This window comes from Streptomyces inusitatus (genome assembly GCF_014651115.1).
Taxonomy (GTDB): Bacteria; Actinomycetota; Actinomycetes; order Streptomycetales; family Streptomycetaceae; genus Streptomyces; species Streptomyces amakusaensis.
Genome location: NZ_BMWG01000009.1, coordinates 42,816 through 69,343 on the forward strand (window position 1 = coordinate 42,816; position 26,528 = coordinate 69,343).

19 protein-coding genes and 2 pseudogenes are annotated in these 26,528 nt (G+C 70.8%); 13 read left to right on the plus strand and 8 right to left on the minus strand.

All coding sequences use genetic code 11. The features are described 5' to 3' along the window. The first annotated feature begins 140 nt into the window (after positions 1-140). Positions 141-7,586 carry a LamG-like jellyroll fold domain-containing protein gene (locus IE247_RS34750; protein ID WP_190123865.1) on the plus strand — a complete coding sequence of 2,482 codons (7,446 nt, stop codon included), beginning with the start codon at positions 141-143 and terminating at the stop codon, positions 7,584-7,586. A 1,289-nt stretch (positions 7,587-8,875) separates the two neighbouring features. Here the strand turns inward: IE247_RS34750 and IE247_RS16355 are convergent. Then, positions 8,876-9,040: pseudogene (locus IE247_RS16355) on the minus strand (pirin family protein); the annotation flags it as partial. Between the two features lie 93 nt (positions 9,041-9,133). On the opposite strand from IE247_RS16355, the gene IE247_RS16360 reads away from it, so the two are divergent. Both IE247_RS16360 and IE247_RS16365 read left to right on the plus strand, forming a co-directional pair. Beyond that, positions 9,134-10,000: a hypothetical protein gene (locus tag IE247_RS16360; RefSeq protein ID WP_190123866.1), complete on the plus strand. Its 867-nt coding sequence runs from the start codon at positions 9,134-9,136 to the stop codon at positions 9,998-10,000. Next, the gene (locus tag IE247_RS16365; RefSeq protein ID WP_190123867.1) at positions 9,997-10,608 is read left to right on the plus strand and encodes a hypothetical protein; all 612 of its coding nucleotides are present in this window, start codon (positions 9,997-9,999) and stop codon (positions 10,606-10,608) included. Before IE247_RS16360 ends, IE247_RS16365 begins: the two co-directional genes overlap by 4 nt. A 30-nt stretch (positions 10,609-10,638) precedes the next feature. Here IE247_RS16365 and IE247_RS35010 read toward each other — a convergent pair. After that, positions 10,639-11,288, minus strand: a pseudogene (locus IE247_RS35010) (IS5 family transposase). A gap of 506 nt (positions 11,289-11,794) precedes the next feature. Here IE247_RS35010 and IE247_RS16375 point away from each other — a divergent pair. The 3 genes from IE247_RS16375 (at position 11,795) to IE247_RS16385 (ending at position 14,512) form a co-directional block, all read left to right on the plus strand. Beyond that, positions 11,795-12,340, plus strand: coding sequence for a hypothetical protein (locus tag IE247_RS16375; RefSeq protein ID WP_190123868.1), 546 nt, complete (start codon positions 11,795-11,797; stop codon positions 12,338-12,340). A gap of 163 nt (positions 12,341-12,503) precedes the next feature. Beyond that, positions 12,504-13,154, plus strand: coding sequence for a hypothetical protein (locus tag IE247_RS16380; protein ID WP_190123869.1), 651 nt, complete (start codon positions 12,504-12,506; stop codon positions 13,152-13,154). Positions 13,155-13,489: 335 nt separating this feature from the next. After that, positions 13,490-14,512, plus strand: coding sequence for a recombinase family protein (locus IE247_RS16385; RefSeq protein WP_190123870.1), 1,023 nt, complete (start codon positions 13,490-13,492; stop codon positions 14,510-14,512). Between the two features lie 80 nt (positions 14,513-14,592). Here the strand turns inward: IE247_RS16385 and IE247_RS16390 are convergent, their stop codons facing one another. Next, positions 14,593-15,054 (minus strand): ester cyclase, encoded by a 462-nt coding sequence (locus IE247_RS16390; RefSeq protein ID WP_190123871.1) that lies wholly within the window; start codon positions 15,052-15,054, stop codon positions 14,593-14,595. A gap of 91 nt (positions 15,055-15,145) precedes the next feature. Between IE247_RS16390 and IE247_RS16395 the strand changes: the two genes are divergently transcribed. Next, a complete protein-coding gene (locus IE247_RS16395; RefSeq protein WP_190123872.1) occupies positions 15,146-15,613 on the plus strand; it encodes a MarR family winged helix-turn-helix transcriptional regulator in 468 nt (155 codons plus the stop codon). Positions 15,614-15,697: 84 nt separating this feature from the next. Continuing rightward, the gene (locus tag IE247_RS16400; RefSeq protein ID WP_190123873.1) at positions 15,698-16,555 is read left to right on the plus strand and encodes an IS5 family transposase; all 858 of its coding nucleotides are present in this window, start codon (positions 15,698-15,700) and stop codon (positions 16,553-16,555) included. Positions 16,556-16,947: 392 nt separating this feature from the next. On the opposite strand, the gene IE247_RS16405 is transcribed toward IE247_RS16400, so the two are convergent. Both IE247_RS16405 and IE247_RS16410 read right to left on the minus strand, forming a co-directional pair. Continuing rightward, positions 16,948-17,499: a YciI family protein gene (locus IE247_RS16405; RefSeq protein WP_190123874.1), complete on the minus strand. Its 552-nt coding sequence runs from the start codon at positions 17,497-17,499 to the stop codon at positions 16,948-16,950. Positions 17,500-17,542: 43 nt separating this feature from the next. Then, positions 17,543-17,989, minus strand: a complete 447-nt coding sequence (locus IE247_RS16410) for a hypothetical protein (RefSeq protein WP_229869154.1) — start codon at positions 17,987-17,989, stop codon at positions 17,543-17,545. A gap of 499 nt (positions 17,990-18,488) precedes the next feature. Here IE247_RS16410 and IE247_RS35015 point away from each other — a divergent pair, with 499 nt between their 5' ends. The 3 genes from IE247_RS35015 to IE247_RS16425 all read left to right on the plus strand — a co-directional run bounded on the left by IE247_RS35015 (position 18,489) and on the right by IE247_RS16425 (position 20,413). Beyond that, positions 18,489-19,697 (plus strand): AAA family ATPase, encoded by a 1,209-nt coding sequence (locus IE247_RS35015; protein WP_373305570.1) that lies wholly within the window; start codon positions 18,489-18,491, stop codon positions 19,695-19,697. A 5-nt stretch (positions 19,698-19,702) separates the two neighbouring features. Then, positions 19,703-19,987 (plus strand): hypothetical protein, encoded by a 285-nt coding sequence (locus IE247_RS16420; RefSeq protein WP_190123875.1) that lies wholly within the window; start codon positions 19,703-19,705, stop codon positions 19,985-19,987. A gap of 129 nt (positions 19,988-20,116) precedes the next feature. After that, a complete protein-coding gene (locus IE247_RS16425) occupies positions 20,117-20,413 on the plus strand; it encodes a hypothetical protein (RefSeq protein ID WP_190123876.1) in 297 nt (98 codons plus the stop codon). Positions 20,414-21,294: 881 nt separating this feature from the next. Here the strand turns inward: IE247_RS16425 and IE247_RS16435 are convergent. Together IE247_RS16435 and IE247_RS16440 are read right to left on the minus strand one after the other, a co-directional pair. Continuing rightward, positions 21,295-21,918 carry an SMI1/KNR4 family protein gene (locus tag IE247_RS16435; protein WP_190123877.1) on the minus strand — a complete coding sequence of 208 codons (624 nt, stop codon included), beginning with the start codon at positions 21,916-21,918 and terminating at the stop codon, positions 21,295-21,297. A 1,284-nt stretch (positions 21,919-23,202) separates the two neighbouring features. Further along, positions 23,203-23,607 carry a hypothetical protein gene (locus tag IE247_RS16440; RefSeq protein ID WP_190123878.1) on the minus strand — a complete coding sequence of 135 codons (405 nt, stop codon included), beginning with the start codon at positions 23,605-23,607 and terminating at the stop codon, positions 23,203-23,205. 589 nt (positions 23,608-24,196) lie between these two features. Between IE247_RS16440 and IE247_RS16445 the strand changes: the two genes are divergently transcribed. Then, positions 24,197-24,718, plus strand: a complete 522-nt coding sequence (locus IE247_RS16445) for a SigE family RNA polymerase sigma factor (protein ID WP_073785247.1) — start codon at positions 24,197-24,199, stop codon at positions 24,716-24,718. After that, on the plus strand, positions 24,715-25,293 hold the full coding sequence (locus tag IE247_RS16450; RefSeq protein ID WP_190123879.1) for a PASTA domain-containing protein: 579 nt from the start codon (positions 24,715-24,717) through the stop codon (positions 25,291-25,293). Before IE247_RS16445 ends, IE247_RS16450 begins: the two co-directional genes overlap by 4 nt. Positions 25,294-25,775: 482 nt before the next feature. Here the strand turns inward: IE247_RS16450 and IE247_RS16455 are convergent, their stop codons facing one another. Next, on the minus strand, positions 25,776-26,408 hold the full coding sequence (locus IE247_RS16455; protein ID WP_190123880.1) for a hypothetical protein: 633 nt from the start codon (positions 26,406-26,408) through the stop codon (positions 25,776-25,778). Positions 26,409-26,528 lie beyond the last annotated feature (120 nt).

Here is a 26,528-nt window from a genome sequence, read left to right on the forward strand (position 1 = left end):
CGCCGTCCGCCGGTGGGCACACCCGGGTGGGCTGGCTGCCCACCACTGGCTGAAACCACTGTCTGGTTGCGATGATTCACTTTCCGTAGCCTCCGGGGTGTCTGTCAGTGCGCATGGACACAGCCGAGGGGAGCGGGTTGATGAGTGTCAGCGACGGCGTGGTGAAGGTCTACAGCGACCGTGCCTACATCTCCACCACAGTGATCCGCCATCAGGGAACGACCTTGGCGTTCGCGATGGACGACCGGCGCCGCATCGTGTACTCGGTCCTGGCGCTCGACGCGTACGACCCTGCCCGGGGGGAGTCCGACGCCGCCTACTGGACCGAGGACCCGCTGGAGCTGGCCTTCCCGGACGAGCTCGTCCGGGTCGGGTACGCCGCGCTCGGCACCGTGACGATGCCCCAGGTCAAAAAGGGCGGACGGGTCGAGGCGGAGCCCGGCCAGGTGCTCGCCCCGCAGGAAGGCGACGGGTTCTTGTCCAGCACGGCGCGGCTCACCGCCGCCGTCCCGTTCCAGGTGCTGTCGGACGGCACGTACGTGGTGGTGCTGCGGCAGTCGGTGCCCGCCGGGCATCCGGACGCCGTGCGCGAGGCGGCGCCCGGCCGGGCGTCGGGAGGCGGGGCCGGGGCCCCGCTGGTCGACTCGGCTCTGCTGTGCGACCGCTTCGTCCTGGTCGGGGGCGTGCTCAAGCCGGTGCGGGAGATCCGCTACCGGCGCAGTCGCAGCAAGGACCGGCCCGATTCGGCCAAGGACAGCCTGGGCAGCACCGATATGGAGGGCCGCCCGTTCCGCGAGCCGACCCAGGTCCTGGGCTTCGTGCGGAACCTGAGCGAGGGGCGGTTCACGGCGCTGCTCGTGCCCACCAGTGTCGCGGGCGCGAGCCGCTGGCAGTTCTTCAGCCTCAACACAGCCACCTCCCGGATCGACGCGCTGAGCGTGGAGCAGGGCCGGGACGGGCTGTTCAACACCCGGGGCAACCGGGCCTGGACCAGCCCCGACCCGGCGTACCGGAGCGCGGTGTACGAGCGGGAGCCGGGCACCTGCCCGTTCACGGGTGCACCGCTGGTGCCGCTGGTGTCGGGCTCCGGCTTCGGGGAGACGGCGCTGCGGCTGGCCGGGCCCGACGCGGCGGCGACGGTCACCGGGGTGCCGCGCGGACCCGAGTTCACCGTCGAGGTCTGGTTGCGGCCCGAGCGGGCGGCGGCCACCACGGTGTACGCGGACGGGTTCGTGCTGGAGCTGACCGAGGACGGCGTGCCCCGGCTCGGCGGCGCGGACACCGTCGTCACCGGTACCCAGTCCCTGGCGGCGGGCGAGTACGCCCACCTCGCCGCCGTCTTCCGCAACGGCACGGCCACCCTCTACGTGGGCGGACTGCCCTGCGGAAGCGGCCCGTTCACCCCGCCGGACGGTACGGGCGCCGCGGTGCTCGGCGGCGCCGGGCGGAGCACCGCGTTCGACGCCGACGAGCTGCGGATCTGGGACCGCGCCCGGGCGCAGGACGAGCTGCGGCAGGACCGCGGTCACCGGCTGGTCGGGGACGAACCCGGGCTGGTCGGGTACTACCGCTTCGACGAGGCGTCGGGTGCCGCGGCGCACGACCAGACGGACCACGCCCGGCACGCCGCCCTGACCGGGGCCGTGTCCTGGGTGACCTCGACGGCCCCGGTCGGCGAGCACGCGGGCATCCGCCGGGACAGCTTCTCCTTCGCCGGCCGCACCGTCCTCTCCGCGCCGTCCGCAGTCCTCTATCACCAGCAGGAGGCGCAGGCCACCGGGTACCAGGCAGAGCCCAAGCCCGCCAAGCACCAGGCCAGGGTGCTGCTGTCCTGCGCCACCGGCGACGCCGCCGCGCCGGACGCCGAGCCGCGCCTCGCCGTGCTCGACCTCGCCGTCGGCGCCGACGGCCGGCTCGCGCAGGTCGCCGACGTCCTGACCCTCCCGGAGCTCGCCACCCGCGAGCACGAGGACCTGGACCGGCAGAGCGCGCTGGAGCAGCGGATCAAGGGTCTCCAGGCCGAGATCGCGGACCTGCGGGCCCAGTCCGTCACCCTCACCGCGACCTGCGTCGGCATTCCGGACCAGGAGGCGCGGGTCGCCACCGCACTGCAGACGCTGACGGCGGCCCAGACGCAGTGGGACCTCCAACGCGACAACCCTGCCGACTGGGTCAACGCCCAGTTGTGCTTCACCAGGCCCGACGGCACCGACTGCTGGATCGTGCCGGACCGCAACCAGCTTTACCACAAGAACCCGGTGATCGGCTGGAGCGATGCACCGAGCAACAGCTACTGGCGGTTCGTCTACTCCGGCTGGCAGGACAGCAGCGGCCGCCGGCTCTTCTTCATCCGCCTCGTCAGCGGTGGCTTCCAGATGAACGTCTACTGGGGCGACAGCGAGGAGGGCAGGTACGTCCAGCTGTACGACGCCTCGAACGACTATCATTCGAACGAGCTGTTCGCCGTCGTCCCCCAGTCCGGCGGCACCTACCAGCTCATCGCCTCCAGCAGCGGCAAGACGATCTGCCTGCGTGGCGGTCCCGGCACCAGGCTGGCTCAGTACACGAGTTCCACCGTGCTGGCCAGCGGCGAGAGCCGGTGCCGGGTCGTCCGGACTTCCTACAGGGGCGCGGACACCGCCTTCGCCACCGCGCGCACCGCCCACGAGAGCGCCCAGGCGCAGCTCACGGTGTTGCAGGCCGCCCGTGAGCAGCTCAACACCGTCACCCTCCAGCTCGCGGTCCGCGAAGCGGCCCTGGGCTCGGCGCAGGAGGAGCTGGCCCGGTTCACCGCCGGCCTGTCCGGAGCCGACGACCTGACGGTGGCCGTCGTACACCTGGGCACGGACGCCACGGGGCTCGGCGCCACCGGCGGGCTGCTCTCCTTCGCCCGCAGCTCCTCGCGGCCCTTCCTGATGGACAGCGCCACCGGCCACGTCGCGCTGTACTTCCGCGGTCTCAACGACCAGTTCTTCGCCGCCTACTACGACACCAAGGTGGTGCGCGGCAGCAAGACCCTCGGCAGCGGGGACGGCGCGCTGCTGTTCACCGCCCGGGACGCCGGGGTGAACCTGGCCGGGGCGAGCGTGAGCGTCGCCGCGGTGCCGGGACGGCCGGGGCTGTGCGACCTCACCATCGACCTGCCCGGCGACCGTGAGGTCTGGCACGGCCTGCCCCGGCGGGCGGGCACCCTGGTCGACGTCCTCTCGGGTGCCACTGCCGTACCTCAACTGGTCGGCACCGCCGCCGAGTCCGGCCCGGCCGGCGCATCGGAGGACTCTGGCGCCGGGAGCGTGCTCGCTCTGGCGGCCCCGCTCCGTGCGCCGATCGCCGCCCCCGCGTACCTCGCCACCGCCGACGGCGTCCGGCTGCTCACCGAGTCGGCACCGGCCGGGGCCACCGCGCTGCGCGTCGACCGGCCCTGCCGGCCCGCGCCCGGCTCGCCGGTACGGCTCGTGCCGTACGACCCGGCGCTGGCGTCGGCCGAGCGGCCCGGCGCGGACCTGTCCCGCGGCTCGCGGCTGGTCACCGTCGCGGCGGTCTCGGCCGACGCCCGGGTACAGGACGGCACCGCCACCGACGCGGTCCTCGGCCAGGGCTGCCGCTGGCGCGGCTCCTCCCCGGGCCGGGCCTTCGCCTTCGACGGCGCCGACCAGCACCTCGCCCTGCCCACGGCCGCGCTGCCCACCACAGCGACCGCCTCCGACGTCACGGTCGAGGCGTGGGTCAGCCCCTACCGGGCCACCCGCAAGGCCCGGCTCGTGCACGCCGCGAACGACGCCGACGCCCCGTACAGCCTGGTGCTCGCCGATGCCACCGCCCGCACGGCGGTGGTCTTCGACGGCGCGGACGACCAGGTGTCCGTCGACGGCCTCGCCCCGTCCGACGGTGCCGTGACCGTCGAGCTGTGGGCCCGGCGGGCCGTCGCGGCGCACACCGCGCGCGAGGCGGTGCTCACCTACGGCGATGCCGCGCTGTCCCTGCAGTACGACCAGGGCGGGACCTTCAGCTTCACCCTGGGCGGCGAGGTCCTGACCACCGCCGCGACGTTCACCGACACCGACTGGCACCACTGGGCCGCCGTCCTCGACCCCGCCACCGGCACCCAGCTGCTCTACCGGGACGGCGTGGAAGCCGCCCGCCGCAGCACGACCCGCGCCGTCACCGGCAGCGGACGGCTCGTCCTCGGCGGCGGCTCGTTCCGTGGTGCCGTCGACAGCCTGCGGGTGTGGAACCGCGCCCGGACGGCCGACGAGATCCGCGACCTGATGCGGCAGAACGTCGCCAGCGGCCTGCCCGGCCTGCTCGGCTCGTGGACCTGCGGCGACCAGCAGTTCCTGGACACCTCGGGACACGGCCGCCACGGCATCTTCGGCGGCACCCCGCAGCCGGGGGAGTCCCACGCGAAGGGCTACCGGGTGGTCTCCGGCGTCGGCGAGCGCGCCGTGCGCAGCCGGGACGTCTTCCCGGCCGGCGAGTGGGCGCACATAGCCTCCGCGTACGAACAGGCCTGGGCCGTCCGGCTGGACGGCTCGTCCTGGCTGGAGGGCGGCGCGGAGGAGAGCCTCGGTCTCACCGGGGACCTCACCCTGGAGGTCTTCGGCACCCTCGACCGCCTCGGCACCACCCAGGGCCTGATCGCCCGCGGCCGGCTCGGCGGCGACGAGCACGTCCCCTACCAGCTGTCCGTACGCCCGGACGGCAGGCTGGAGTTCGCCTTCGAGGAGGCCGCCTCGCTCCTGGGGGCGTCCGGTCCGGTCGCCCGGCGCTTCGTGTCGACCGCCACCGTCCCCGCCGGCCGCTTCACCCGGATCGCCGTCGTGCGCAGGGCCGGCCGGGAGACCGTCGAGCAGCGCGGCACCCGGCAGTTCGCCCTCACCGGCGCGGACGGCTCCACCACCACCCAGACCGTGGACGTCGTCCAGGGCGTCGACGTCAACACCTGGGACGACATCACCTTCTACATCGACGGCACACCCGCCGGGACCTCCCGCTACCTGGGCCCCGGCGTCGAGAGCGGCAAGGGTGTCCTGGAGATCGGACGCGTCTGGCAGGGCCTGCGCACGTACGGGGCGCGCGGCGTCCTCGGGGAGGTCCGGATCTGGAACAAGGCCCGCGACGCCGCCGCCATCGGTACCCCGGTCTCCGACAACGACACCGGCCTGGTGGCGCGGTTCACCTTCGAGGAGAACACCGGCAGCACCACGACCGACACCACCCGCGCCCACAGCGCCCGGCTGCGGGGCGCCACCTGGACGCGGGACACCGACGCGCGGGCCAGCGTCTTCCGCCTCTACCGCAACGGCACCCCGCTGGCCGCCGAACCGCTCGACGCGGCCGACCCCGACAGCCCGACCACGTACGGACAGCGGCAGTTCACCCTCGGCGCCCGGCTGGAGGGCACCACGGTCACCGAGGCCCTCGACGGCACCCTGGAGGAGGTCCGGGTCTGGCGCACCGCCCGCACCGCGGAACAGATCAGCGACAACCTCTTCACCCGCCTCAAGGGCGACAAGGAGGACCTGCTCGGCTACTGGCCGTTCGACCGGGACTCCACCTCGGGCGGCACCGGCGAGGTCCGCGACATGGGGCTGCGCGGCAACCACCTGCGGCCCGGCCCCGGCGCCGCCCCGGCCGTGGTCCTGTCCACCGCACCGGTCTCCACCGACACCGCTGCCGTGCGCTCCGCCGTCTCCGGCGTGCGCACCCCCTTCCACGAGACCATCGCCGAGGCGCCGGCGGCCGGCGAGTACGCCGACATGCAGTTCGCGGCCGACGGCACCGCCACCGGGGTCATGAAGCGCGCCTACTCCTACCTCACCGAGCAGGGCCGCTGGCGTCTGGTCACCGGCTACAAGGTGGGCGACCTGGTCAGCGAGTGGGTCAGCCAGGTCCAGTACGACCCCCAGCTCGTGGGCTATGTCGAGGGCGCCCCGCCCGTCCCCTCCGAGAACCTCACCGGCCAGGGCAACGACTACCGGGGCGCCTCCAGCGTCGAGTTCACCACAGCCGACGCCGTCACCGAGTCGCTGTCCTCCTCCCGCGACCGCAGCGTGGACACCGCCTTCCACTTCGCGTTCAAGAACACCTACGACGCGGACACCCTGCTCATCCTCGCCCCGTTCGGCATCGGAACCGCCAAACCCGCCGTCGAGGGCGGTGCCGTCCTCAGCCTGGACAACACCCTCGAATTCACCAACACCTGGACCGACGCGACCACCCTCTCCCAGTCCACCGACACCGCGCGGGCCACCCGCGTCGCCCTCACCGGCCACTGGGAGGATCCCGCCCGCCTGCTCAACCCCGCACTCGGCCGCCGCTACCAGCCCGCCAACACCGGCTTCGCTCTCGTCCAGTCACTGACCGCCGACGTCTTCGCGCTGCGCCTGGCCCACACCGGCGCCCTCGTCGCCTACCGGATGATGCCCAACCCCGACATCCCCAGGGACTGGAACATCGTCACCTTCCCCATCAACCCCCAGTACACCAAGCAGGGCACCCTGGACGGCGGGGTCGGCTTCGACGAGCGCGGCAAGGTCCTCGACCCGGCCTACCCGAACGCCCGACAGTACGGCGAGTACAGCTACTACAAACCGCGCGAGGCCTACACCCTCAAGCGCGCCATCCAGCGCCGCCAGCAGCAGCAGCGCAGCTACTACGAGAGCGTCTCCACCGCCACCGGCACGCCCGACCCCGTCCAGGAACGGGCCGCGAAGATCGCCGAGACCTTCGTCGGGCCGATCGGCGACAACCGCAACGAGAGCGCCGGAAAGGCCGCCGCCGACGGCGCCACCGTGCGCGACCTGGCCAACACCTATGTGTGGACCGCCGACGGCGGCTTCTTCGCCGAAACGACCACCACCACCGACTCCGTTTCCGAGACCACCGCCGGCTCCTACACCGTCAAGGACATGGCCACCGTCGGCGTCGAGTTCGGCTTCGAGGTGTTCGGCATCGGCATCGGCGCCCAGCTCGACGCGAGCATCGGCGGCAGCCACAGCGTCACCCGCACCCGCTCCCGCGACGCCTCCCGCTCCTACGCCCTCGACGTCACCTGCAACCCCTCCGGCGACCTCCAGGCCTACAGCGCCGACGGACAGGCCCGGTTCGACCCCGACGGCAGCCCCCGCAGGGTGCCCGGGAAGGTCGACGCCTACCGGTTCATGAGCTTCTACCTCCACGAGTCCGGGGACAACTTCGACGACTTCTTCCACAAGGTCGTCGACCCGCTCTGGCTCGCCAACTCCCCCGCCCCCAACGCGGCGGCGCTGCGCCAGACCCAGCAGTCCGACCGCAAGCCACCGTGCTGGCGCGTCCTGCACCGGGTCACCTTCGTCTCCCGCGTCCTGCCGCCGGTACCCGGCGCCGACGCGCCGCCCCTGGAACAGGAGCTGATCCGCGCCGACATCGCGTCCAACTACGAACTCGTCCGCCGCCTCGACCCGTACGTACGCCAGGCCACCGGCAGCACCACCCTCCTCGCCGAGGCCGTCCGCGCCGCCCTCACCGCCCACCTGCCACAGCTCCTGCCCCACGAAGCGGCCATCCGCCGGTTCCTCGCCGACTACTACGACGTCACCGAATGACACCGACTCGTGACGACACACCCGGGCCCTGCCGGCGGACCCCGCCGGCAGGGCCCGGGTGGCGTGAAGCCGCTCCCCGGCCGAGCCCACCGTCCCACCCGGACTCCGCGCCGCCCTGAGCGACCTGCCACGGGCAGCCCCTGACTCCCGAGGGCGTCGCTCTCCATGCGCTCGTCGATGACGGCCGGCGGCAACCAGGTCCGGGAAGGTGTCGTTGCGCGCACCCTGGCCGGCCGCGTTGCACTTGCTGGGGATGACGGTCGCGCGTCCCCTGTCCAGACGTCCTTCACGTGCCAGCAAAATGCGCTGAGGAGCATCCCGTTGCCGCTGAAGTACCTGATCTGCTCACCCGGCCACGGGCGGTAGCGGATGAGGTAAACCGTGTCGTTCGTCGTATTCCTGCACGGATACTGGGCCACCGCCATCTTGTCCTCGGGAATCATGAAGAGGCATTTCCCGTAGGACGTGCGGAACTGGTACGTGTTCGGAAAGTTGGCGGCGACGGCCAGGGTGAACCGCTGCCGGGCACTGCCGTCACAGGCCGCCGTGACCAGCCGCACCCAGTCGTCCCCGGAGTCCCGTTCCAGACCCAGGCACTTCCCCGAATGGTCGACCGTGATCGTGTGCGGCCCCGTCCCCGGCAGGGCCTGGGCGGGAGCCGCCGGTAACAGCAGCACCAGACCGGCAGCGGCGGACAACGCCGCGAGGAAACGCCTGCGCACCAAGGCCCCCCGATGCAGGGGCATCGCCCACTACGAGCGCTTGTCCGCGATCCTCGACGCACCAGCCTCCATGGCATCCGCCCTCGCCCTCTTCGCCTGCGCGGCTCTCGCCTCACCTCCCGGCGGGTGCCCCTAGCCGTTCTCGTCCTCGCGATCACCGCGGGAGCGGCCGGCCTGATCGCACTCCGAGCCGCTCCCGCCCGCTCCCCGTTGCAGACCCTCCACCATCAGACAAGGCCCCCACCCACGTACTCTCGCAACGCTTCCCATGCGGTCACCTGAGGGACAGCCTCCTTCGGTCCGCACGAGCGATTCACACGACGGCAGCCTCCGATCAGGGCGAGAGCCACAGGAGGTACAGTCCCACACAATCTGATGATGCATCAGGAAAGCCAGCATTGGGTCAGCATCGGTCTACCTGACCTGGCCACAGAGCACCACACGCGGGAATCGCCACAGCCCACCCCGCATCCACTGGAGCGGCCTCGCGGGCCACTCTGGCGGGCCTGGCCGATCCAACTCGATCGCTACGGCAGCCAGGCTGCACCGCCTCTTCGAAACCCCAGTTCAGCGCACCCGCCCCCGCTTCTTCAGCGACCCCGGCGGCAGTTCGGGAGCCGCCAGCGGATCCCCGTCGTAGCCGTGCACCTCACCGAAGCGTGTGCCTTCCATCCAGTCTGAACGCGCCTGTGCGATCTCCTCGTTGCTGCGGCCGATGAAGTTCCACCACATACCACGTGGATTCCGTCTTCGTGCAGGTCAGGAACGTTGCGCACCATGCGGCCTCAGCAAAAGGTCAGCATCGTACGCAGGAGGTACCGGACCATGGCCACCAAGGCGCTGGGACACGGCATGGCCAGCTTCTTCAAGGAGTGCAAGCACCCCGAGGGCGGCTGGTCCCGATGCCCCCACACCTACACCATCCGGTATCGCAACGCTGCGGGCCGGCAGGTCGAGGAGTCCGGCTTCACCACCCAGGACCTGGCCAAGGAGCGTTTGACGAAGGTCTACAAAGCGAAGAAGGAAGCCGCCCGGGGCCAGACCAAGGCCGAGCGCATCCAGAAGTACGGCTCCATGCAGTTCGGCGCGTACGCGGCCGAGTGGAAGGAGGGCCAGCGCGACCTCGCCGCATCTTCCCTCCGCCACCTGGACTCGCGCCTGGAGCACCATCTGCTGCCCGCTCTGGAGAGCCGCCGGATGGACACCTTCGACCACAAGGTCGTGGACGGCTTCATCCGCACGATGGAGCGCAACGGCGTCGGCCTCGCCACCCAGGCCAACGCCTACGACAGGCTGAAGTCCATCCTGCTCGACGCCAACCGGCTCGGCCTGTATGAGGACAACCCGCTCGACGGTGTGAAACCCCCGCAGTACGACCCCGCGCGCGCGGTCATCCCGTCTCTACCCCAGCTCCACGGCATACGCGCCGCAGGCGACGACGCCTTCCGTCTCGTCGCCGACCTCATGAGCGGCTGCGGCATGCGCAACGGCGAGGCGGCGGCCGTCAACCTCAAGAACACGGAGCCCGTGCACGGCCAAGTGCACAGCCAGCTCACACCGGAAGACACTACCGACTTCTCCGGCCCGCCCCGCCCAAGCCTCCGTGGCTCGTGGTGGATCACTCAGTGGAGCGGGTGCTCGTGGTCCGGTGGCCGGGACGACTGTTCCGGGCGGAGATCGTATCCCCGGTGACGGATGAGGAACGGGCCGCCGTGGCACGGGCCGCCGAGAACCTGCGTTCTGACGCCGGCTACACCCGCGCCATATCCGTCGACCTGCTGGAGGAGCTCTCCCCGTCGGTGCTCTTCGGCCCGCACGGGGCTGCCGTGTGCCGGGTGCTCGAGGTCGGATACGGGCTGGACGAAGAGGGTGCCCGCAGACTTGCATCCGCCCGGCATCCCGCAGCCGACCGCGCATACGGCACGGCGTGGGACCGGTGGCTCGCCGAACAGCCCAAAGATGCCCCCTGCCAGGGCGAGGGGCACGCGCGGCTGATGGCAGTTCCCGGAGCGGGGCCGTCCCAGTCGCCGATCGGGCACGGGTTCTCCGTCCTGGTCGACGCGGTCCGCGGGAGCGCCCGGCTTCGCGGCGGCCCAGACGCGGATGCCACCGACGAGCACGGCGACGAGGTGCTCATGGATCCGTGGCGTACGGCCCTCGGCGCGCTTCTCGATGCAGCGATGGCCCTCGGTGCGCCGCATCTCGTGGACGGTCAGGTCGGCACGGTGCTCACCAGCGCCTGGAACGCGGTGCTCGGCTCCGTGCCGGATCCCGACGACGACGCCGCCGCTCTGGGCTGAACCTGTTCCGGGGCGTATTCGAAATGCTTGTCACAGCCACTCGTTGACGGCCGCAACCAGCACGGTCGCCTCGTAGCGCACCGCAGGCTTGTCGTACCCCGTGGCCACGGCGCGGTGCCGCTTGAGCCGGTTGATCCCGCACTCGACGGCATGGCGCTCGCGGTAGTCGGCCTGGTCGAACTTCGGCGGCCGGCCGCCGCGGGAGCCGAGCTTCTTGCGGTTGCGGATCTGGGCCCTCTTCTCCGGTATCGTGCACCGGATCTTGCGTCGCCGCAGGTAGGAGCGGTTTTGCGGGACCCGTACGCTTTGTCCGCCCGGACCCTGTCCGGGCGGGTCCGGGGCCGGCCCGCTCCGGTGCGCGACATCCGGATCTTCTCCAGGACGGGCTCGAACTGCGGGGAGCCCCCGCGCTGCCCGGCCGTGATCACGACCGACATCGGCTTCTGACCCTGCTCGACCGCCAAGTGCAGCTTGCTGGTCAGTCCGCCGCGCGAACGCCCGAGTCCGTGGTCGTCAGGCTCGGGGACGTCCCGCCACAGCGTTCCGGCCCGGGTCCGCCAGCGTATGCCGTCGATCAGCTGCCGCCGGCTCCACTTGGGCGGCCGACCCTGCTCCTTATCCCTGGGTAATAACGGCTCCAGCCGGGCCCACTGCTCGTCAGTCATGTCTCCACGTGCCACGGACCGCGATCACTCCATGCCCCGAACCCACTTTCGAAACACGCCCTAGGGCCGCGGCCGTGCTGGGCCCGGTAGGTGTCGATCCAGGCCAGCGCCCGCTCGCGCCACCGGGGATCGCCGGTGAGCCGCAGGGCGCGTTCACGGACCGTGGCGGAGTCGTTCCACCACCGGTGACCGCCCTCGGGGCCCAGGGTGTGGGTGAGGATGTCCAGCCCGTTCTCTCGGGGTGACCTCCGGGCACAGGGTCCCGGCTCGACGACGAGGACAGCGCGGAGGAATGACGCGCGGCCAGGAGGCGACCAGGGCGCCACGTTGATCGCCTCAGCTGCCGGAAAGCACCTCTGGTGAGGAACGGAGAGGCTGGTTACGGTTGGCGATATCAGCCGTACGGGATGTGATCGTTCCTGTCGGTGGGCGTCTTCTGCCGGGCCACCGGGGGCGTCCGGTCCGTGTGGCCGGCTTGTCGTGGGCGCGGCAGCCACAGCGGGCTTTAGGCGGGAGCAGCGATGGCCACTGACGAGACCGCGGTACACGCTCAAGACGAGAACCCCGAGTGGGACGGCGGCTATGTCGCGTCCGCTCAGGAGCGGGAGCTCGCCGAGCAGGCTCAGAAGGAACTCGCCGCGCTGGGTGCGGCGGTGGAGGTCAAAACGAAGTGGTGGGGCTTCGAGATCCATCTGAACGCCGAGGCCTCCGCGACGGTCGTCACGGTCATCGAGCAGATCGGCAACACCGCGGACGCGGCGCTGGGCGGCAAGATCGGCGGCCTGGTCAAGGTGGCCTGTCTGATCAGGGCGGCCCTCATCGCGGTGATCGGCAGGAATCACGGCTGCAAGCTTGTCTCGCCCTGGATCATGCCCTCGATGCTCATCCCGCTCAGCCTGGCTCCCAAGGACGACGCGAGCCTCTACTGGACGGTCGGCGAGCCCGGAGCCGGCCTGGGCTGGAGCGAGGACACCAAGTTCGCGGCGCACGGCAGCGCCGCCCACCCCGCTCTGGCCGTTCCAGGACAAGCTGTACTGCGTCCATCGCGGACAGGGCGTCAGCGGTGAGGACGGCAGCCTGTGGTGGACGGTCTACGACCCCGAGAGCAAGGGCGGCTGGTCCCCGGACACGAAGTTCCCCCAGCACGGCAGCCAGAGCGGCCCGGCCCTGGCGGTCTTCAACGGCAAGCTCTACTGCGCCCACCGCGGCCACCATGACGCCAACATCTGGGTGACCTCCTTCGACGGCACCCGGTGGAGCCCCGACGCGCAGGTCCACGACGCCGGCAGCTCCGCCGGACCGGCGCTGGCCGTGTTCAACGGCAAGCTGTTCATGGCGTTCAAGGGAAACCAGGACGCCAGCGTCTGGCTGACCAGCACGGCGGACGGAAGCACCTGGACCGGGCACCCTCCCCTGCCCGCCCACGGCACCTCGGCCAGCCCGGCCCTGGCCGTGTACAACAACAAGCTGTACTGCGTGACCCGCGGCAACACCGACGCCTCCCTGTACTGGCACACCAGCACCAACGGCACCACCTGGAACGGTCCCTCCAAGTTCGCCGGCCACAGATCCCGGGAAGGTGTGAGCCTGGCGGTGTTCCAGAACAAGCTGTACTGCCTCCACCGCGGCCACCTGGACCAGGACCTGTGGTGGACCGCTTTCGACGGCACCCGGTGGAGCGGCGACGTTCCGCTCCCGGCCCACCGCAGCGCCGGCGGCCCCGGCCTCATCGTCTACCGCGACAAGGACGGCACCCGCAACCAGCTCATGGTCGTCCACCGCGGAGCCGGCGAAAGAAGTGCCGCCTTCGACATCAACACCGACGACGCCGACGAACTCCAAGCAGCCGAAGCACAGGCAGCCGAGGAACCGGCAGCGTGACCGGACCGCCCCCGCCACCCCGGGACCATCACGGACGAACCCCCGGCCACCATGCCCGGTGACAGCTGAGCCGCACCCGGAGCACCACGCGATGACGGATGTGTGCCGCCCGGCGGACCCGCTGTGCGGCACACACCTTTCGCTTCGCCACGAGCAGGTGCAGAGCCACCGATCGGAATCGGCTGGCTTCTTCTCACAAATGGTCCTTTGCGCGAGAAAGACCGACAGCGGGCCACCGGACCACCGCCGGACCCGGATTCGCTCTCAGAAACCGTTCTCACTCAAAACCGGGACGACCCTCTTCTGAGACTTGCCTTGTGCGAAAATCCGGGCCCATGACGGACCCTCAGCAGCAGCCTCCGTCCGGCCGGCCTGACGCTGACGACGTCGAACAGCGCGCCTGTCCGAAGTGCGACGCCCAGCCCGGCTCGCCGTGCCGCTCGCGCGGCGGCGCGGCCGCCTCCGCCTACCACACCCACCGCTTCACCCTGGTGTTCCGGCTGAAGAAGACGCTGCGGGTGCCCACGCCCGCCGACCGCGGACCGGGACGGCCCTGGCGGCCGGGCAACCCGCCGCCGACGCCCCTCGACCCGGACCTGCCGGGCGCGGACATCCGCATCGGATACGCCCGCTGCTCGACCCTCGGCCAGGAACTCGACTCCCAGCTCGACGCCCTCACGGGACACGGCATCCCCCGGGACAAGATCTTCAGCGAAAAGATCAGCACCCGCGTCCGCGTCCGGTTCGAGGAGGCCCTGCGCACGGCCCGGGAGGTCAAGGCCCACGCCCCGCACTGCAGGGTCATCCTTACCGTGTACGAGATGAAGCGCCTCGGCCGCGACGCCGCCGAACTCACCGCACTCGCCGACCACCTCACCGCCCACGGCCTCATCCTGGAGATACTCGCCGGGCCCCTGCCCGGCCTCTACGACCCCACCGGCCCCGGCAAGCTGCTCTTCGCGTTCTTCGCCGCCATGGCGGAGACCGAGCGCGAGAACATCCGCGAGTCCACCCTCGAAGGACTCGACACCGCCGCCCGCAAGGGCAAACACGGCGGACGACCCCCGGTCATCACCGACGACATGCTCCACACCGTCCTCCGGCGCCGCGCGAACGGCGAGTCCGTCGAGCAGATCCAGCCCCACCTCCGGATCGCCACCGGCAAACGCGCCGGGAAGAACCCCTCCGTCGCCAGCATCTACCAGGCACTCGCCGAACACGCCAAGCGGGAGGCTTACCCAGAAGCCGTCACTGCGGCGCACACCGACCACACCGCACTCCAAGCAGCCGGGGGCCTTCCGGGACAGGGGAACGCGAAGGCGTCGGTCAGCCTCGCCGTGCCAGCCCGGAGACCATGATCCATCTCAGCGCCAACCACGGCTCGATTGATCCCCGGGGCCGGAGGAGTGACGCCCCGGCCGTGCCTGGCCTCGCCTGCTCAGTGCTGGGCGGGACCGTTGGGGCCGGAGATGGCGCCGAGCTGGGACAGGCCGTCGAGGATGTCGGTGCAGGTCCAGTACTCGACAAACCGGCCGTTCTCAACGCGCAGGATGTCGTGGCCACTGAAGGAGGCCTTCGTGCCGACGGGGGCCGTGGCACCGGGGATGCCGCCGGTGTAGGTGGCGCGCATGGTCCAGCGGGCGGCGATCATGGCGCCGTCGACGATCGGGCCGAGGTCGACGGTGATGGTGATGGTGCCGAAGGCGGCCATGGTCTGCTCGATCTCGGGCAGCAGGCGCTCCGGGCCGGTGACGGCCTCGGAGTCGCTGCCGTCGGGGCGGGCCTGGTGGACGACGAAGCCCGGGTCGAGGATCTCCTCGGCATGGCTGAAGTCGCCGCGCCACAGCTCGCTCCATCGGCCGTAGAGGGCGCGCAGCTGCTCGGGGGTGTGGGCGGTCATGAGGTTCTCCCAGGGGTCGTCGTGCTACAAAGGATCTGCACCACACATTATCTGCGTGACGCAGACATAAGTAGGACGCAAGGGCGATTCCATGTCAAACCGAACCCGTGGGGAGCTGGTCGCGGCGGTCACCGCGACGGCCCGGCGCCACCACGCCGCCTACACGCTGTTCAATCAGGCCATGGCCGAGCACCTCGGCCTTCACCCCACCGACCTGCAGTGCGTGAGCCTGCTCTCTCTGGAACCCGGCCCCCGCACCACGGGGGAGATCGCGGAGCTGACCGGGCTGACCTCCGGTTCAGCCACCCGCCTGGTCGATCGTCTACAGAAGGCCGGCCTCGCCGAGCGCCATCCCGACACCCACGACCGGCGCAAGATGCTCGTCACCCTCACCCGTGGCCGCACCCCCGAGATCGAAGCCGCCTGGGACACCCCCGGGAGAGCCTTCGACCAGGCCCTCGACGACTTCACCGACGACGAACTCGCCGTCATCGAGCGCTACCTGCGCCGCACCACCGACGTCGGCACCGAACAGACCGCACGCTTGCACACCAGCTGACCAAGTGGCGCCCCGACCGTCCTGCAGGCCCCACGGGCAACGGCTAGGCCGTTTCTCTCGGATCATCTGATCGTTGGTTGATGTGTGTCGTTGACTGACGCGCAGTGGGCGCGGATCGAGCCGTTGCTGCCGGACCGGACGCCGAGGCGGGGCGGGCGGTGGCGTGATCACCGGGAGGTGATCGACGCGATCGCGTTCAAGTACCGAACCGGGACTCCGTGGATGGACCTGCCCGAGCGGTTCGGCTCGTGGAAGGGCGCCTGCAGCCGGCTGCGGATGTGGGCGATCGACGGCACCTGGGACCGCGTCTTCGCCGCCCTGCTCGCCCAGGCCGACGCCGAGGGCGACGCCGGGGGCGGCCTGGAGTGGGTCGTCGCGGTCGACTCCACGATCGTCCGTGCACACCAGCACGCCGCCGGGGCCCGTCAAAAGGGGGCCCCGGCCGGCGAGCCGGACGACCATGCCCTCGGAAGGTCCCGCGGCGGACTGACCACGAAGATCCACCTCGCCTCCGACGGTCGGTGCCGTCCGCTTGCCTTCGTCGTCACACCCGGCCAGGCCGGTGACGCGCCTGCGTTCACCCAGGTCATGGCCGCGATCCGAGTGGCCAGACCCCGAGGCAGGCCCAGAACCAGACCTGCGGTCGTGCTGGCCGACAAGGCCTACCCGTCCCGCGCGATCCGCGAGCACCTGCGCAAGCGCGGGATCCGGGCGGTGATCCCGCAGCCCGCCGACCAGGCCGCCAACCGCAAACGCCTCGGCAGCAAGGGCGACAGACCCCCGGCCTTCGACAAGACCGCCTACAAGCAACGGAACACCGTCGAGCGGTGCATCAACAAGCTCAAACAGTGGCGTGGCCTGGCCACCCGCTACGACAAGACGGCAACGATCTACCGGGCGGCCCTGCACCTCGCGGCCATCCACATCTGGGCCGCGAGGTGATCGCTAAGAAACGGCCTAGGCGGCTCGTACCAGAGGGCCGAGCCCTGACTCGTCGGGTGATCTTCAAAAACCTTGAAGACCGGATGTCGCGCCCGCCCCTCAGCGGACGGCACCGAGACGGGCCGCTCGACGGCCGGCTGTCAAAACTTCTGACACCAACACCGGTTTCCTGGGCCGTTCCTACTCGGACCCCATCATCCCGTTGCCCCTTTGCCGCGCATCTCGGTCATACCCCCAGAGTTCCGCGAGTTCGCGAAAACTGAAGGCTCTTCAGCGCGAACCCACGGGTTTGCCGAAATGCATCAGACCGGTGCATCCGTGAGTTCGGGTGAAACACGGAGATGCTGAGCGATCCGAAGAGCGTCGGCGGCAATGGCGGCGGACATCTCCGGCTATGACGAGCGCCCGCCGAACTGCCAGTTGTGCACTTCGATATCGGCGTACCGGTCCGGGGTCAGGATCGCGCGTGCCGTGTCTGGGTTCGGCGCCTGGACCAATGCCGCCGTGCCCAGCCAGGTGTCGCCGTTGTCGGACAGCAGCGGCCCGTAGGCGATCAGCTCGTCCTGGTTGAGCGGCACCACGAGGTCGGCGGCCTGCCCCGTGCCGAAGCCGAGTACCAGGTACCGGTTGCCGCCGGTCCAGCCGCCGGGGAAATCCCACATGGTGCGTCCCAGAGTGTTGCGCCACCGTCGCAGCAGCACGTCCCGGTAGACGCCAGCCTGGTAGTTCGGCTCGTCGAAGGCGAACGTGCGGGCAGCGGCGGGGTCGGGCAGGTCGGCGATATGCATGCTTCCGGTGGGTGTATCGCCGTCGTCGGCGAGCGTCGGGCCCCGGGCGATCATCTCCTTCGCGTACCGGTCCATGTAGGACCAATGATCTTCCAGCAGCTCGTCGCGCAGCGGCAGGGAGCCGGGCCGGTCGCGGTGGTAACAGATGAACTCCATACCCATAGGGTCTCTTCACAGAGGTGACCAGGTCGAGCGGGTTTCACTGCGATAGCTGTTCGGCGGCCTGTTCCAGCAGGGCCCGCGCGGAGTCCGCGTAGCGGATCGCGGTTTTCTCGGCCAGGCCGAAGACCTCGGCGAGGTGGAGCGGGTCGGGGCCGTGGACCAGGGCTTCTTCGAGCTGGCGGTCGACACGCAGCCGTTCCAGCGTGGCGGTCTGGCCGCGGAGCGCCGCCGAGACGGACACACCGCTGATGGGGCCGGTCTCCGGCGCAGTCTGCTTGTTGATCAGTAGGTGAGGGTTGGCGGTGTCGGGCCAGCGCCGTCGCCGGTAGTCCAGCCAGGCAAGGGCGAGCTGGAGCTTCTGCTCCACCAGGGCCAGGTCCATGGAACGACCCCGCGCGCGGGCGGGGCGGACCTCCTGCCGGTCGCCCTTCGCCCGGAGGTCGGCGAACGACCCCCGCGCGGGCGGGGACGACTCCCCGAGCAAGCACCTCGCCCATACGGCCGAGGGCGCTGCCGAAGCAGACTCAGGCGTAGAGCGGCAAACGATGACCTTGGAATAGCGCACTGCTGGAATACCTCCCCTGCGCCACTGCTGTGGCGGGAGCGAGGCGGCCAGCGGGCCCGGCTTCGGAGCTGGGCCGAGAGCGAGGGCCTCACCCTCCACGACGAGAACTGAACACCGCCCCGGATTCGAAGACGTGGCCCCGCGCTATCGCCTTCAGATGGCGAATTCCCCGGCTCCGCCACCTCGGCGAGAGCGTCAACAGCCTCCTGTCGGGAGCTGTCCGGCACGGTAGGGCCCAGCCGGGGAGGGCCGGTGTATCGTGCCGGGCGGGGCCGGGAGACGCGGCCTGGCCGAGTCTCCCGCCTCCCGGCACCGGCGGGGGTGACCGTCGGCCGAAGCGGGCATTGGCCCGCTGGCATGCACACGCATACCTCCACCTTCGTAGCGCTGAGCCGGGCAGTGGACGAAAGGTATGCGCATGACCTCCTCCCTCGGCACGGCCCGCGCCCGGCTGCGGATGCAGTTGACGGGCGAGACGTTCCAGCAGGCCCGCGAACTCGTCGCCGGCCGCCCCGACGTGATCGCCGATGCCGCCCACCGTGACCAGATCGCCTTGGAGGGGGCGATCCTCTCCGAGCTCGACGAGCTCTACGCTGGCGAGGAACACCCGCTCGAAGGCTGCGTCTACGGCATCACCCGCATCCGGCCGACCCGCGAGAGCATCACCCTCCACCTCGCCGACGACGCCTGGGAAGCTGTTCTGGAGTGGCTCCTCCCCGTCCCTGAGCCCGATCTCGGCATCGACGGCCTGTCCGTCTCGGGCGTGGTGGGTCTGCGCGCCCGGCCCCGGCCGCCCCACCGGATCGAGCTGTTCCGCCCCGGCCGCCGGGCCCTCATCACCCTCCAATTGCCGCCCGACGACGCACCCGACGCCTACCGGCGGCTCTCCGACCTCCCCCGGACCCAAGACCCCATACGCACCGCGCCCGACTGGACCCCGGCCGAGCGCGCCTCGATCGCGGCGTACGAGGCACAGTCGGACCCGGCCCCGCGCAGCGCGCTGCTCCGCCGGCTGATGGCGTTTCGGAACCTGCCGGTCGTCCGGCTGGTCGAGGACACAAGCGGTGAAGTCCCCGGCGGAGGGGACTTCCAGCAGCTCCTGGTGGCCCGCGCCCGTCCGGCCCCGCGTCCCACGGTCGTTCCCCGCCCGGCTCTCTCCTCCCTTCCGGCCGTGGCCGGGCAGGGCCCGGTGGTGCTGGCGGTGGTCAGCGGCCACACCATCCACGGCCAGGCCATGGGCGGACTGGGCCGGACCACCGTCGCCGCGCGCCTGGCCGCGGCGCTGGCCGAACAGGGACAACGCGTCCTGCTGGTGGACATCGATCCCGCCCGCCCCCTCGCCGAAGGCCGCTCCGAGCGTCGTCGGCTGACCGGCGTGGAGGTCGCCCACGTCACCACCGAACCGACGGCCCTGGGTGAAGCGCTGCGGGAGCGGGCGGCCGGGCGGGACTCGTGCTCCTCGACGCCGCCCCCAGCGCGCAGAAGGCGATCGCCGCCGCGGCTGACGGCTGGATCGGCGTCGCCACCCTGTGGCACCGTCCCGGCGACGATCACCCGCTGCTCGCCACCGAGATCCTCGGCACCGACGGCCGACTGCTGCCCGACGGGTGGCAGACGCGGTGGCTGAGCACGATGCGCGCCCACCGCTGGGCGATGACCTGGCGGCTCACCGCCCGCGACCCCCAAGCCCTGTTCGCCCCGTTCGACGCGGAGCGCTGCGCGGGCGTCGTCCTGCTCGGAACCCACGAGACCCCCGGGGCGCGGGCCGACGACTTCCTCGCCGGGTACCGCACGGCGCTCCCGGTGCTGGCGGCCCACATCCCCTGCGAGGGCGGCCCCGGCTCGGCGTGGCGTGAGCGCGAGGCGTACCGGGCGCTCACTGCTGAACTCCTCGGCGAAGGACACCGGCTCGGATGACGGTCGGCTCCGGCCGGGCGGAGGGGCTCCGCTCCCCCGGCACCCGCTCTCGACGGTGATCGTGCCCGCCGCGCAGCGACATCAGACAGTTCCCATACTGGGCACATGTGGAAATGGCCGTTGACGTCGATGAGCGTGAACCTGCTGCTGGGACTTCCCGCTGTGGTTCCGGTATGGCTGTTGTGGTACTTCGTGGCGAACTGGCCCTTCGCCGCACTCGGCTGGACCCGGCGGGAGCCGACGGAGAACGACGGCATGCTGCCCTGGTTCCTGTTCGGCGGGGCGGTGACGGTCGGGTTCACCCTGCTCTGGTGGCTGGCCAACCGCCCCATGCGGCGCAGGGTTGCTGCGGCTTCCCCTTGGTACTGGCCGACCAGCGCCCTGGTGACTCTGCTGCCGACGTTCGTGCTCGCGATCGTTCTCTGAGAGAGAAACCGACGACGTGCTCCTGTGCTCCTGGTGGACGGCGGGCACGGCCGGATAGCCGACGCTCTTGGGCCGGAGCGACCAGGCCGCGCTCGGTCGCCCCCGGCCAGTCACCGTGCCAAGCCCGAGCGGCATGCGGCCATCGCGCCGTACGACCGTGCCGGTGCGCCGCTTCGGCTTCGCGGTGCGGGTGGTGCCGTTCTTCCCGGCCACCTCCCGGGGCGTGCCCAGGACCTGGCGGGCGAGGCCGATGCCGCTCACCTCGCTCATGCGATCACCGCCCCGGCAACGTCGTCGTTCAGCGGACGGGCGGCGAACTCGGGCAACCGATCGGTCCACGGCGCGGCCGCCGCCTGCTCGGTCCAGTACACCCGGCGGGGGCCTCCGCCACGGCCCCTCAGTCTGCCCGAGTCGGCCGGGGGCGCTGGCGCGGTGCTCCGGCAGCGCGACCTCGACGGCCTGGAGCTCGGCGGAGGGCGAGCGCGGACACTGCTGCGGCCGAGCCCGTGTCCAGCTCAATCGGATTCATCAGAGCCAGGAACTCGCGCCGGGTGCGCGCGATGCCGGCTTCCAGCATGTCCGGACCTCGGCTGTGGCGGCGGCCAGGTCGGCTGTTCAGGTCGCGTCGACCAGCCTGGCCTCCATGGTCAGAGCCTCGGCCTTGAGGGGAGGGGGAGCCGCAGTCTCCGTAGAGCCCGACCGGCCGGGCTGTTGAGCGACCCCCGCGCGGGCGGGGGCGGGCAGGATCCTGGGGTGGAGCCAGTCCATCTGTTGTGAACGACCCCCGCGCGGGGGCAGACCAGAAGGTCGTGCAGGGCACGGGTGACGAACGACCCTCGCGTCGGCTGGGCGGACGAGGTGGCGGGCGGTGTCGTCTGTTTTCAGGCTGTGGAATGGTGCTGCGGATGTACGGGGGGCCACGGGGTGCCGTCGTCCGGCAGCGGTCCCCACACCAGTGCGCCCCGGTGCAACCCGGGGGTGGTGTGGTCCGTCAGCGGGCCGGTGCCTCGGGTGAAGGCTTGGGCCAGGGCGTTGAGGAACTCCGCGAGGGTTCCGTGTCCGGCGGAGGCGTGCGGCGTGGGCGGTTCGCCGTCGGCCAGGCTGAAGGCGGCGAGGCGGCCTGCGGCGTCGACCGCCAGACCGCCCCACGGGGGGAGGGAGTAGTCGGCGACGGCGAACGGGACCCAGGGTCCCCAGAACTGCTCGGAGCTTCCTCCGCTGTCGCGGACCACCGCGATCTCCTCCAGTGGCAGGAGGTGGTGCTGGGCGAGGAAGAGGCCCGGGTCGTACTCGTCCGAGTCGCGCTCCAGGGCCGAGGCGTCGACCGTCCCGTCGCATGCTGTGAGCAGCGTGATCAGATCGGCGGGCAGGCTCACGCCCAACTCGCTCTCGGTGCAACGGATACCGGCCGGGGTCGCGCCCGGCCGTAATGTGGCGTGCGAGGCGGGCGCGTGCACCGCCAGCCAGTCGGTGACGGCGGTCCAGGCGGGCAGGATGTCACTCATCATGTCTTCCATCAAGGTAGGCAAAGGGGATAGGGGTGCGTCCGCCCTGCGGCCATCGGGCGGACGCACCCCATGCTGCTGGACCAGGCTGGTCAGGTCATCGGAATCTGCACAGTGCAGCGGCCGGTCAGTTCATCGAACGACCTCCGCGCGGGCGGGGCGGACCGGGAGATGCTCCGCGTCGACGCACGGCCGGTGGAACGACCCCCGCGCGGGCGGGGACGAATAGGGTGTCTCTTTTGGATCATGTCTAGACGGCGTCGTTCTCCGCCTGCACCCAGGCCAGCTGTGCGTTGCTCAGCGGGGGGTCGAACCCTTCTGGGAACATGAGCATCAGTGGTTGCGGCCACATGCTCTCGGGCCCGTGTTCTTGGCAGTGCAGGGCGATGACGTGCGGTCCTTCCCCGCATGACTCGTGCCAGTAGGGGCGGTCATGGGGCTGGCAGAAGTACCTGAACCTTGAGCAGCCGTCCTCATCGCTCGGCTCGTAGAAGCCGGGATCACGGACAATCTTCGTCACGGGTTCCTGCCGGTTGAACCGGGGGATGGGCCGGGGATCACGCCACAGCAGTCGGGGAGGAAGCACGAGCTCATCCTGCACCGAGGCCGTCTCGTGCAGATCACCGGGTCGTTGGTCCGGTCATGTCGTCGACTGATGTGCAGTGGTCGCGGATTGAGCCGCTGCTTCCGGACCGGACTCCGCGACGTGGTGGGCGGTGGCGTGTCACCGGCGGATGATCGAGGCGATCGCGTGGAAGGACCGCACGGGCTCGCCCCGGGGGACATGCCTTCCGAGTTCGGTTTGTGGAAGGGCGTCTACACCCGCGCGGGCGGGGACGACAGTTGTCACCTTCGGTGCCCGCTGAGCTGCGGCTTCAGCCCGACGAGGCACGCTGGTTGTCACCGCCCGCAAAGGGCCGGCAAGCTCAGTGCGGAACGCCGGGCGGAGCCGGATGCGCTCGGTATGCGGTGGACCAGGCGCGGGCAGGGAGGGCGGCGCGGTGAGCACCGGCACGTACACCAGCGGACCGGGCTGCGGAGGATGTGCAGTCAGACTCCAGCCCCGTGCTCGATGACACGCGGCGCCAGACCCGAGGTTCGAGGTCTGGCGCCGCAGCCGCTGAGGGGAGAGGTCAGCCAGCGTCAAAGGTCCTGGCCGACTCGTCGAACTTCTTCAACCATGCAAATGAACACGATGGCGTCGCTCATCAGGTGCTGCTTCCATGATTGGAAGTTACACCGATGACCGTATTGCCCCGTTGGCGGAGGTCCGATGCCGAGTGTCTATCCGTCGGCTTTGGTGGTGTCCACCGTGACCTTGTTGACGGACAAGACGTTCACGTCCGCGTTGTTGATCGATTTGATGTAGAAGCGGTAGTCGCCTGCGGGCAGGCCCGTCCAGACACCGGTACTTGTTTCGTCGCCGTCACCGTGGGTGAAGCACTCAGTGAACTTCTTTGTGTCGTAGTAGGTGTCCGGGGATGTGTCGACCCGTACGAGCTGCACATGGACGCTGTCGTGAGGTGACTGTCGATCGGTAGTGCATTTGGTGAAGTGAATCTGGGAGTAGCTCTGATCACCCCATGTACGTGAGGGGAACCCGACGCGCACCCAGTCGAGGCTGCTTGTCCAGTTGGCCAGGGCGCTTGTTGTGGTCAGCATGATCACCGCTGCCGCGGTGCCCGTCACAGTTGCGAGCCTCTTCACGTTCCTCATTCGTCCTCTTCCCTGAAACATCATCAGTTGGATGGCTGCTCAATTTTCGCTGGTACGCACCTGGATGCGGCACCTAGCCGGCCATTACGGTATCTGATGCATCGAACACGCATCTGTGCGAACGACTCCCACTTGCTGGACTCGACCTCGCTCCAGCCGTCCGGGTCGAGTTCGTAGACGCGGCGCACGAGGCCGTCCACGGCCACGAGTCCGTACTGGGCCTCAGCACGGACCCTCTTGCCAATGGGCCAGATCCCCCGGTCGCTCGCGTACTGCCCGGCGTCGCCGACGTCGGCGAACGTAGTATCTGGCAAGAGGCGCCCCCGTTCTTCTCGGCCGACTGCGGGCCGCCCGCCCGGCGGCCCTCCGCTTCGGGCCCCGCCCGCACCCCGGGCGGCAGCGGCGCGAGGTCCTGGGACACCCTTCCGTCCCGGCTGTGATTCACGTCACTGCCGGCGGCTCGGTGCAGCACCCGGCCCCGTTCCGCCGTCATGGGGGCAGTGATCGGGACGGAACGAGGAGAGGAGGTCGGCGGGTGAGGTTTCGCAGGAGCGGTCCGGGCATCGGATTCACGGAGTTCGTCGCACAGCGGTCGGGAGCGTTGTTCCGCACCGCGTATGCGCTGACCGGTGACGTGCACGTGGCCGAGGATCTGGTGCAGGAGACGCTGGAGCGGGCGTGCCGACAGTGGCGGAAGGTCGCGGTGGCGGACTCGCCGGAGGCGTACGTGCGCAAAGTGCTGGTCAACCTGGCCAACGACCGCTGGCGGCGGCTGTCGCGCCGGGGCGAGCGCCCCGGGCTGTCGGGGGTGCCCGAGACGGCCGACCCCCGGGACCGGTTCGGGCAGGTGGATCTGCGCGCGGAACTGATCGAGGCACTGCTCGGGCTGCCGATGGGCATGCGCAGCGTGGTGGTCCTGTACTACCTGCACGATCTGGACGCCCGGCAGGTCGCCGACGTCCTGGACATCTCTTCGAGTGCGGTGAGGTCCCAGCTCGCCCGCGGCCTGGCCAAGCTGCGCGATTCCGTATCGGGCGCCCAGGCGCCGCACACGCCGTCGGCCGCTTTCGGAGGTACGAAGTGAGGAACACGTCGTCCGGACCGGCCCCGTTCGAGTCGGGCCTCGAAGCCGAGCTGCGTGCCGCGGTGGCCTCCTTCGCCGACGGGCCGACGGCGCCGGTCGTCGACGCGGCCGCGATCGAGCGAGCCGTCAGCCGCAGCCGCCCCCGCCGGGCGCTCCTCGGCACCGCTGCGGCGTGCTGCGTGCTGGCGTGCGCCACGGTGGGGTTCTTCGCGCTGAAGCCCGTGTCGCCCGCGCCCGGCGCCTCCCCGTCCCTGTCCCCACCGGCGAACGGGGCGTGCACCCCGCTCGCCACCGGCACCCCCAAGAGCGGAAGCGCCGATGCGACTCCGACACAGGAGCAGGAGCAGACCGCGGGAGCGGGCATCGCGCTGCCGGACCTGGCCGGCATGCCGGTCGAACAGGCCGGAAGCCTGCTGCGCGGACTCGGACTGAGCTGCACGATCATGCGGCACACGGACTGGAACGCTCCCGCCGGGCAGGTGATCAGCAGTCAGCCCCGGGGCGGCGCAGAACCGGTGGCACCGGGCTCGTCCGTCCTCCTGCTGGTCTCGACGGGCAAACCCGGCGGAACCTGAGCGACCGGGCCCTTCGGCCCGCGCACCGGCCGAGTGACCCAGGGGCCGGTGCCGGGCAGTCCGTCGACCGCGGCGCACCGGCTGGACGCCCGCCCCTCCGGGCTGCTGGACTTTTCCGAGGGGCGCGTGCGGGGAGGGGAGGGGGGAGGGCTCCTGCCGGTGGGGCGCAGGGCCGTGGCGTCGGCGGAGCATGCGCGCACAGACGCTCCGCCCGTGCGCGCGCCGACCGCCGACTCCCCGTCCCGGCCGCGCCATGGCCTCGTCACGGTCCAGCGACAACGGCACCGCCGCACCCTCGCTGCTGACACCGTGTCAGTCATGAGACTCCGACTTCTCACGGTCGGCCTGACCGCCGCCGCACTCCTCACCCTGGCCGCCGTCGGCGACAGAACTCCAGCCACTCCAGAGCAACGTGAAGGGTGAGGTCGTCCAGCGGGCGGGTACGGCCGGCGATGGCCAGGCGTCGGTTGCCGATGTCGAGATCATCGAGCTGGAGGCGGCGGATCGACGCGGGCCGGGCGGCGTGGACTGCCGCGAGGGCGAGGATCAGCCGGTCGGCGGGGTGGGGGACGGCGGCGACGGAACCGTTGATGTGCTCGGGCTCCAGGGGCTGGATGACGCCTTCCTCGCGCTGGCCGACGCGGATGCGGCTGGTCGGGTTCTTTGAAGATGGTGCCGTTCTTCCTGGCCCGCTGGAACAGAGAGCGCAGGGCGATGATGGTTGCCTGCCGCTGTGACCCGTGGACGGTGTCGAGGTGGGCGAGCACATCGGCGCGGGTGACTTCACGCAGGTGGTCGTAGCGGTTCGACCACTCCAGCAGCACGGGCCGGATCCGGTTGAGGTAGTTCCAGACCGTCGCGACGTGCCGGGCCCAGTCCTCGACATCGTGGGCGATCCCGGCGGCGAGACCGTCGAGCTTGGATGCCAGCCACAGATCGAACGACGGTGTCCGGTCGTCGGCGAAGACTCCGATGCGGTCGAGAACCTCGGTAGTGCGCTTGACGCTCAGGCCGCGTGCCCGCAGGGCCGGGAAGACGTCCGAGTACCGGACCGTGTCACCGTCGGCGTGGTCGGCCAGCACGAGGACCAGGGCCTGGTCGACGTTCAGCCGCATCGTGCGGGGCCAGCCGCGGACCTCGCCGAGCCGGTGGGCACTGTGCCGGGCCCAGTCCAGCCAGGGATTGCCGCGTTGAGCGCGCTCACCGACAGACCTTCGCCCCGCGAAGTCCCGCCG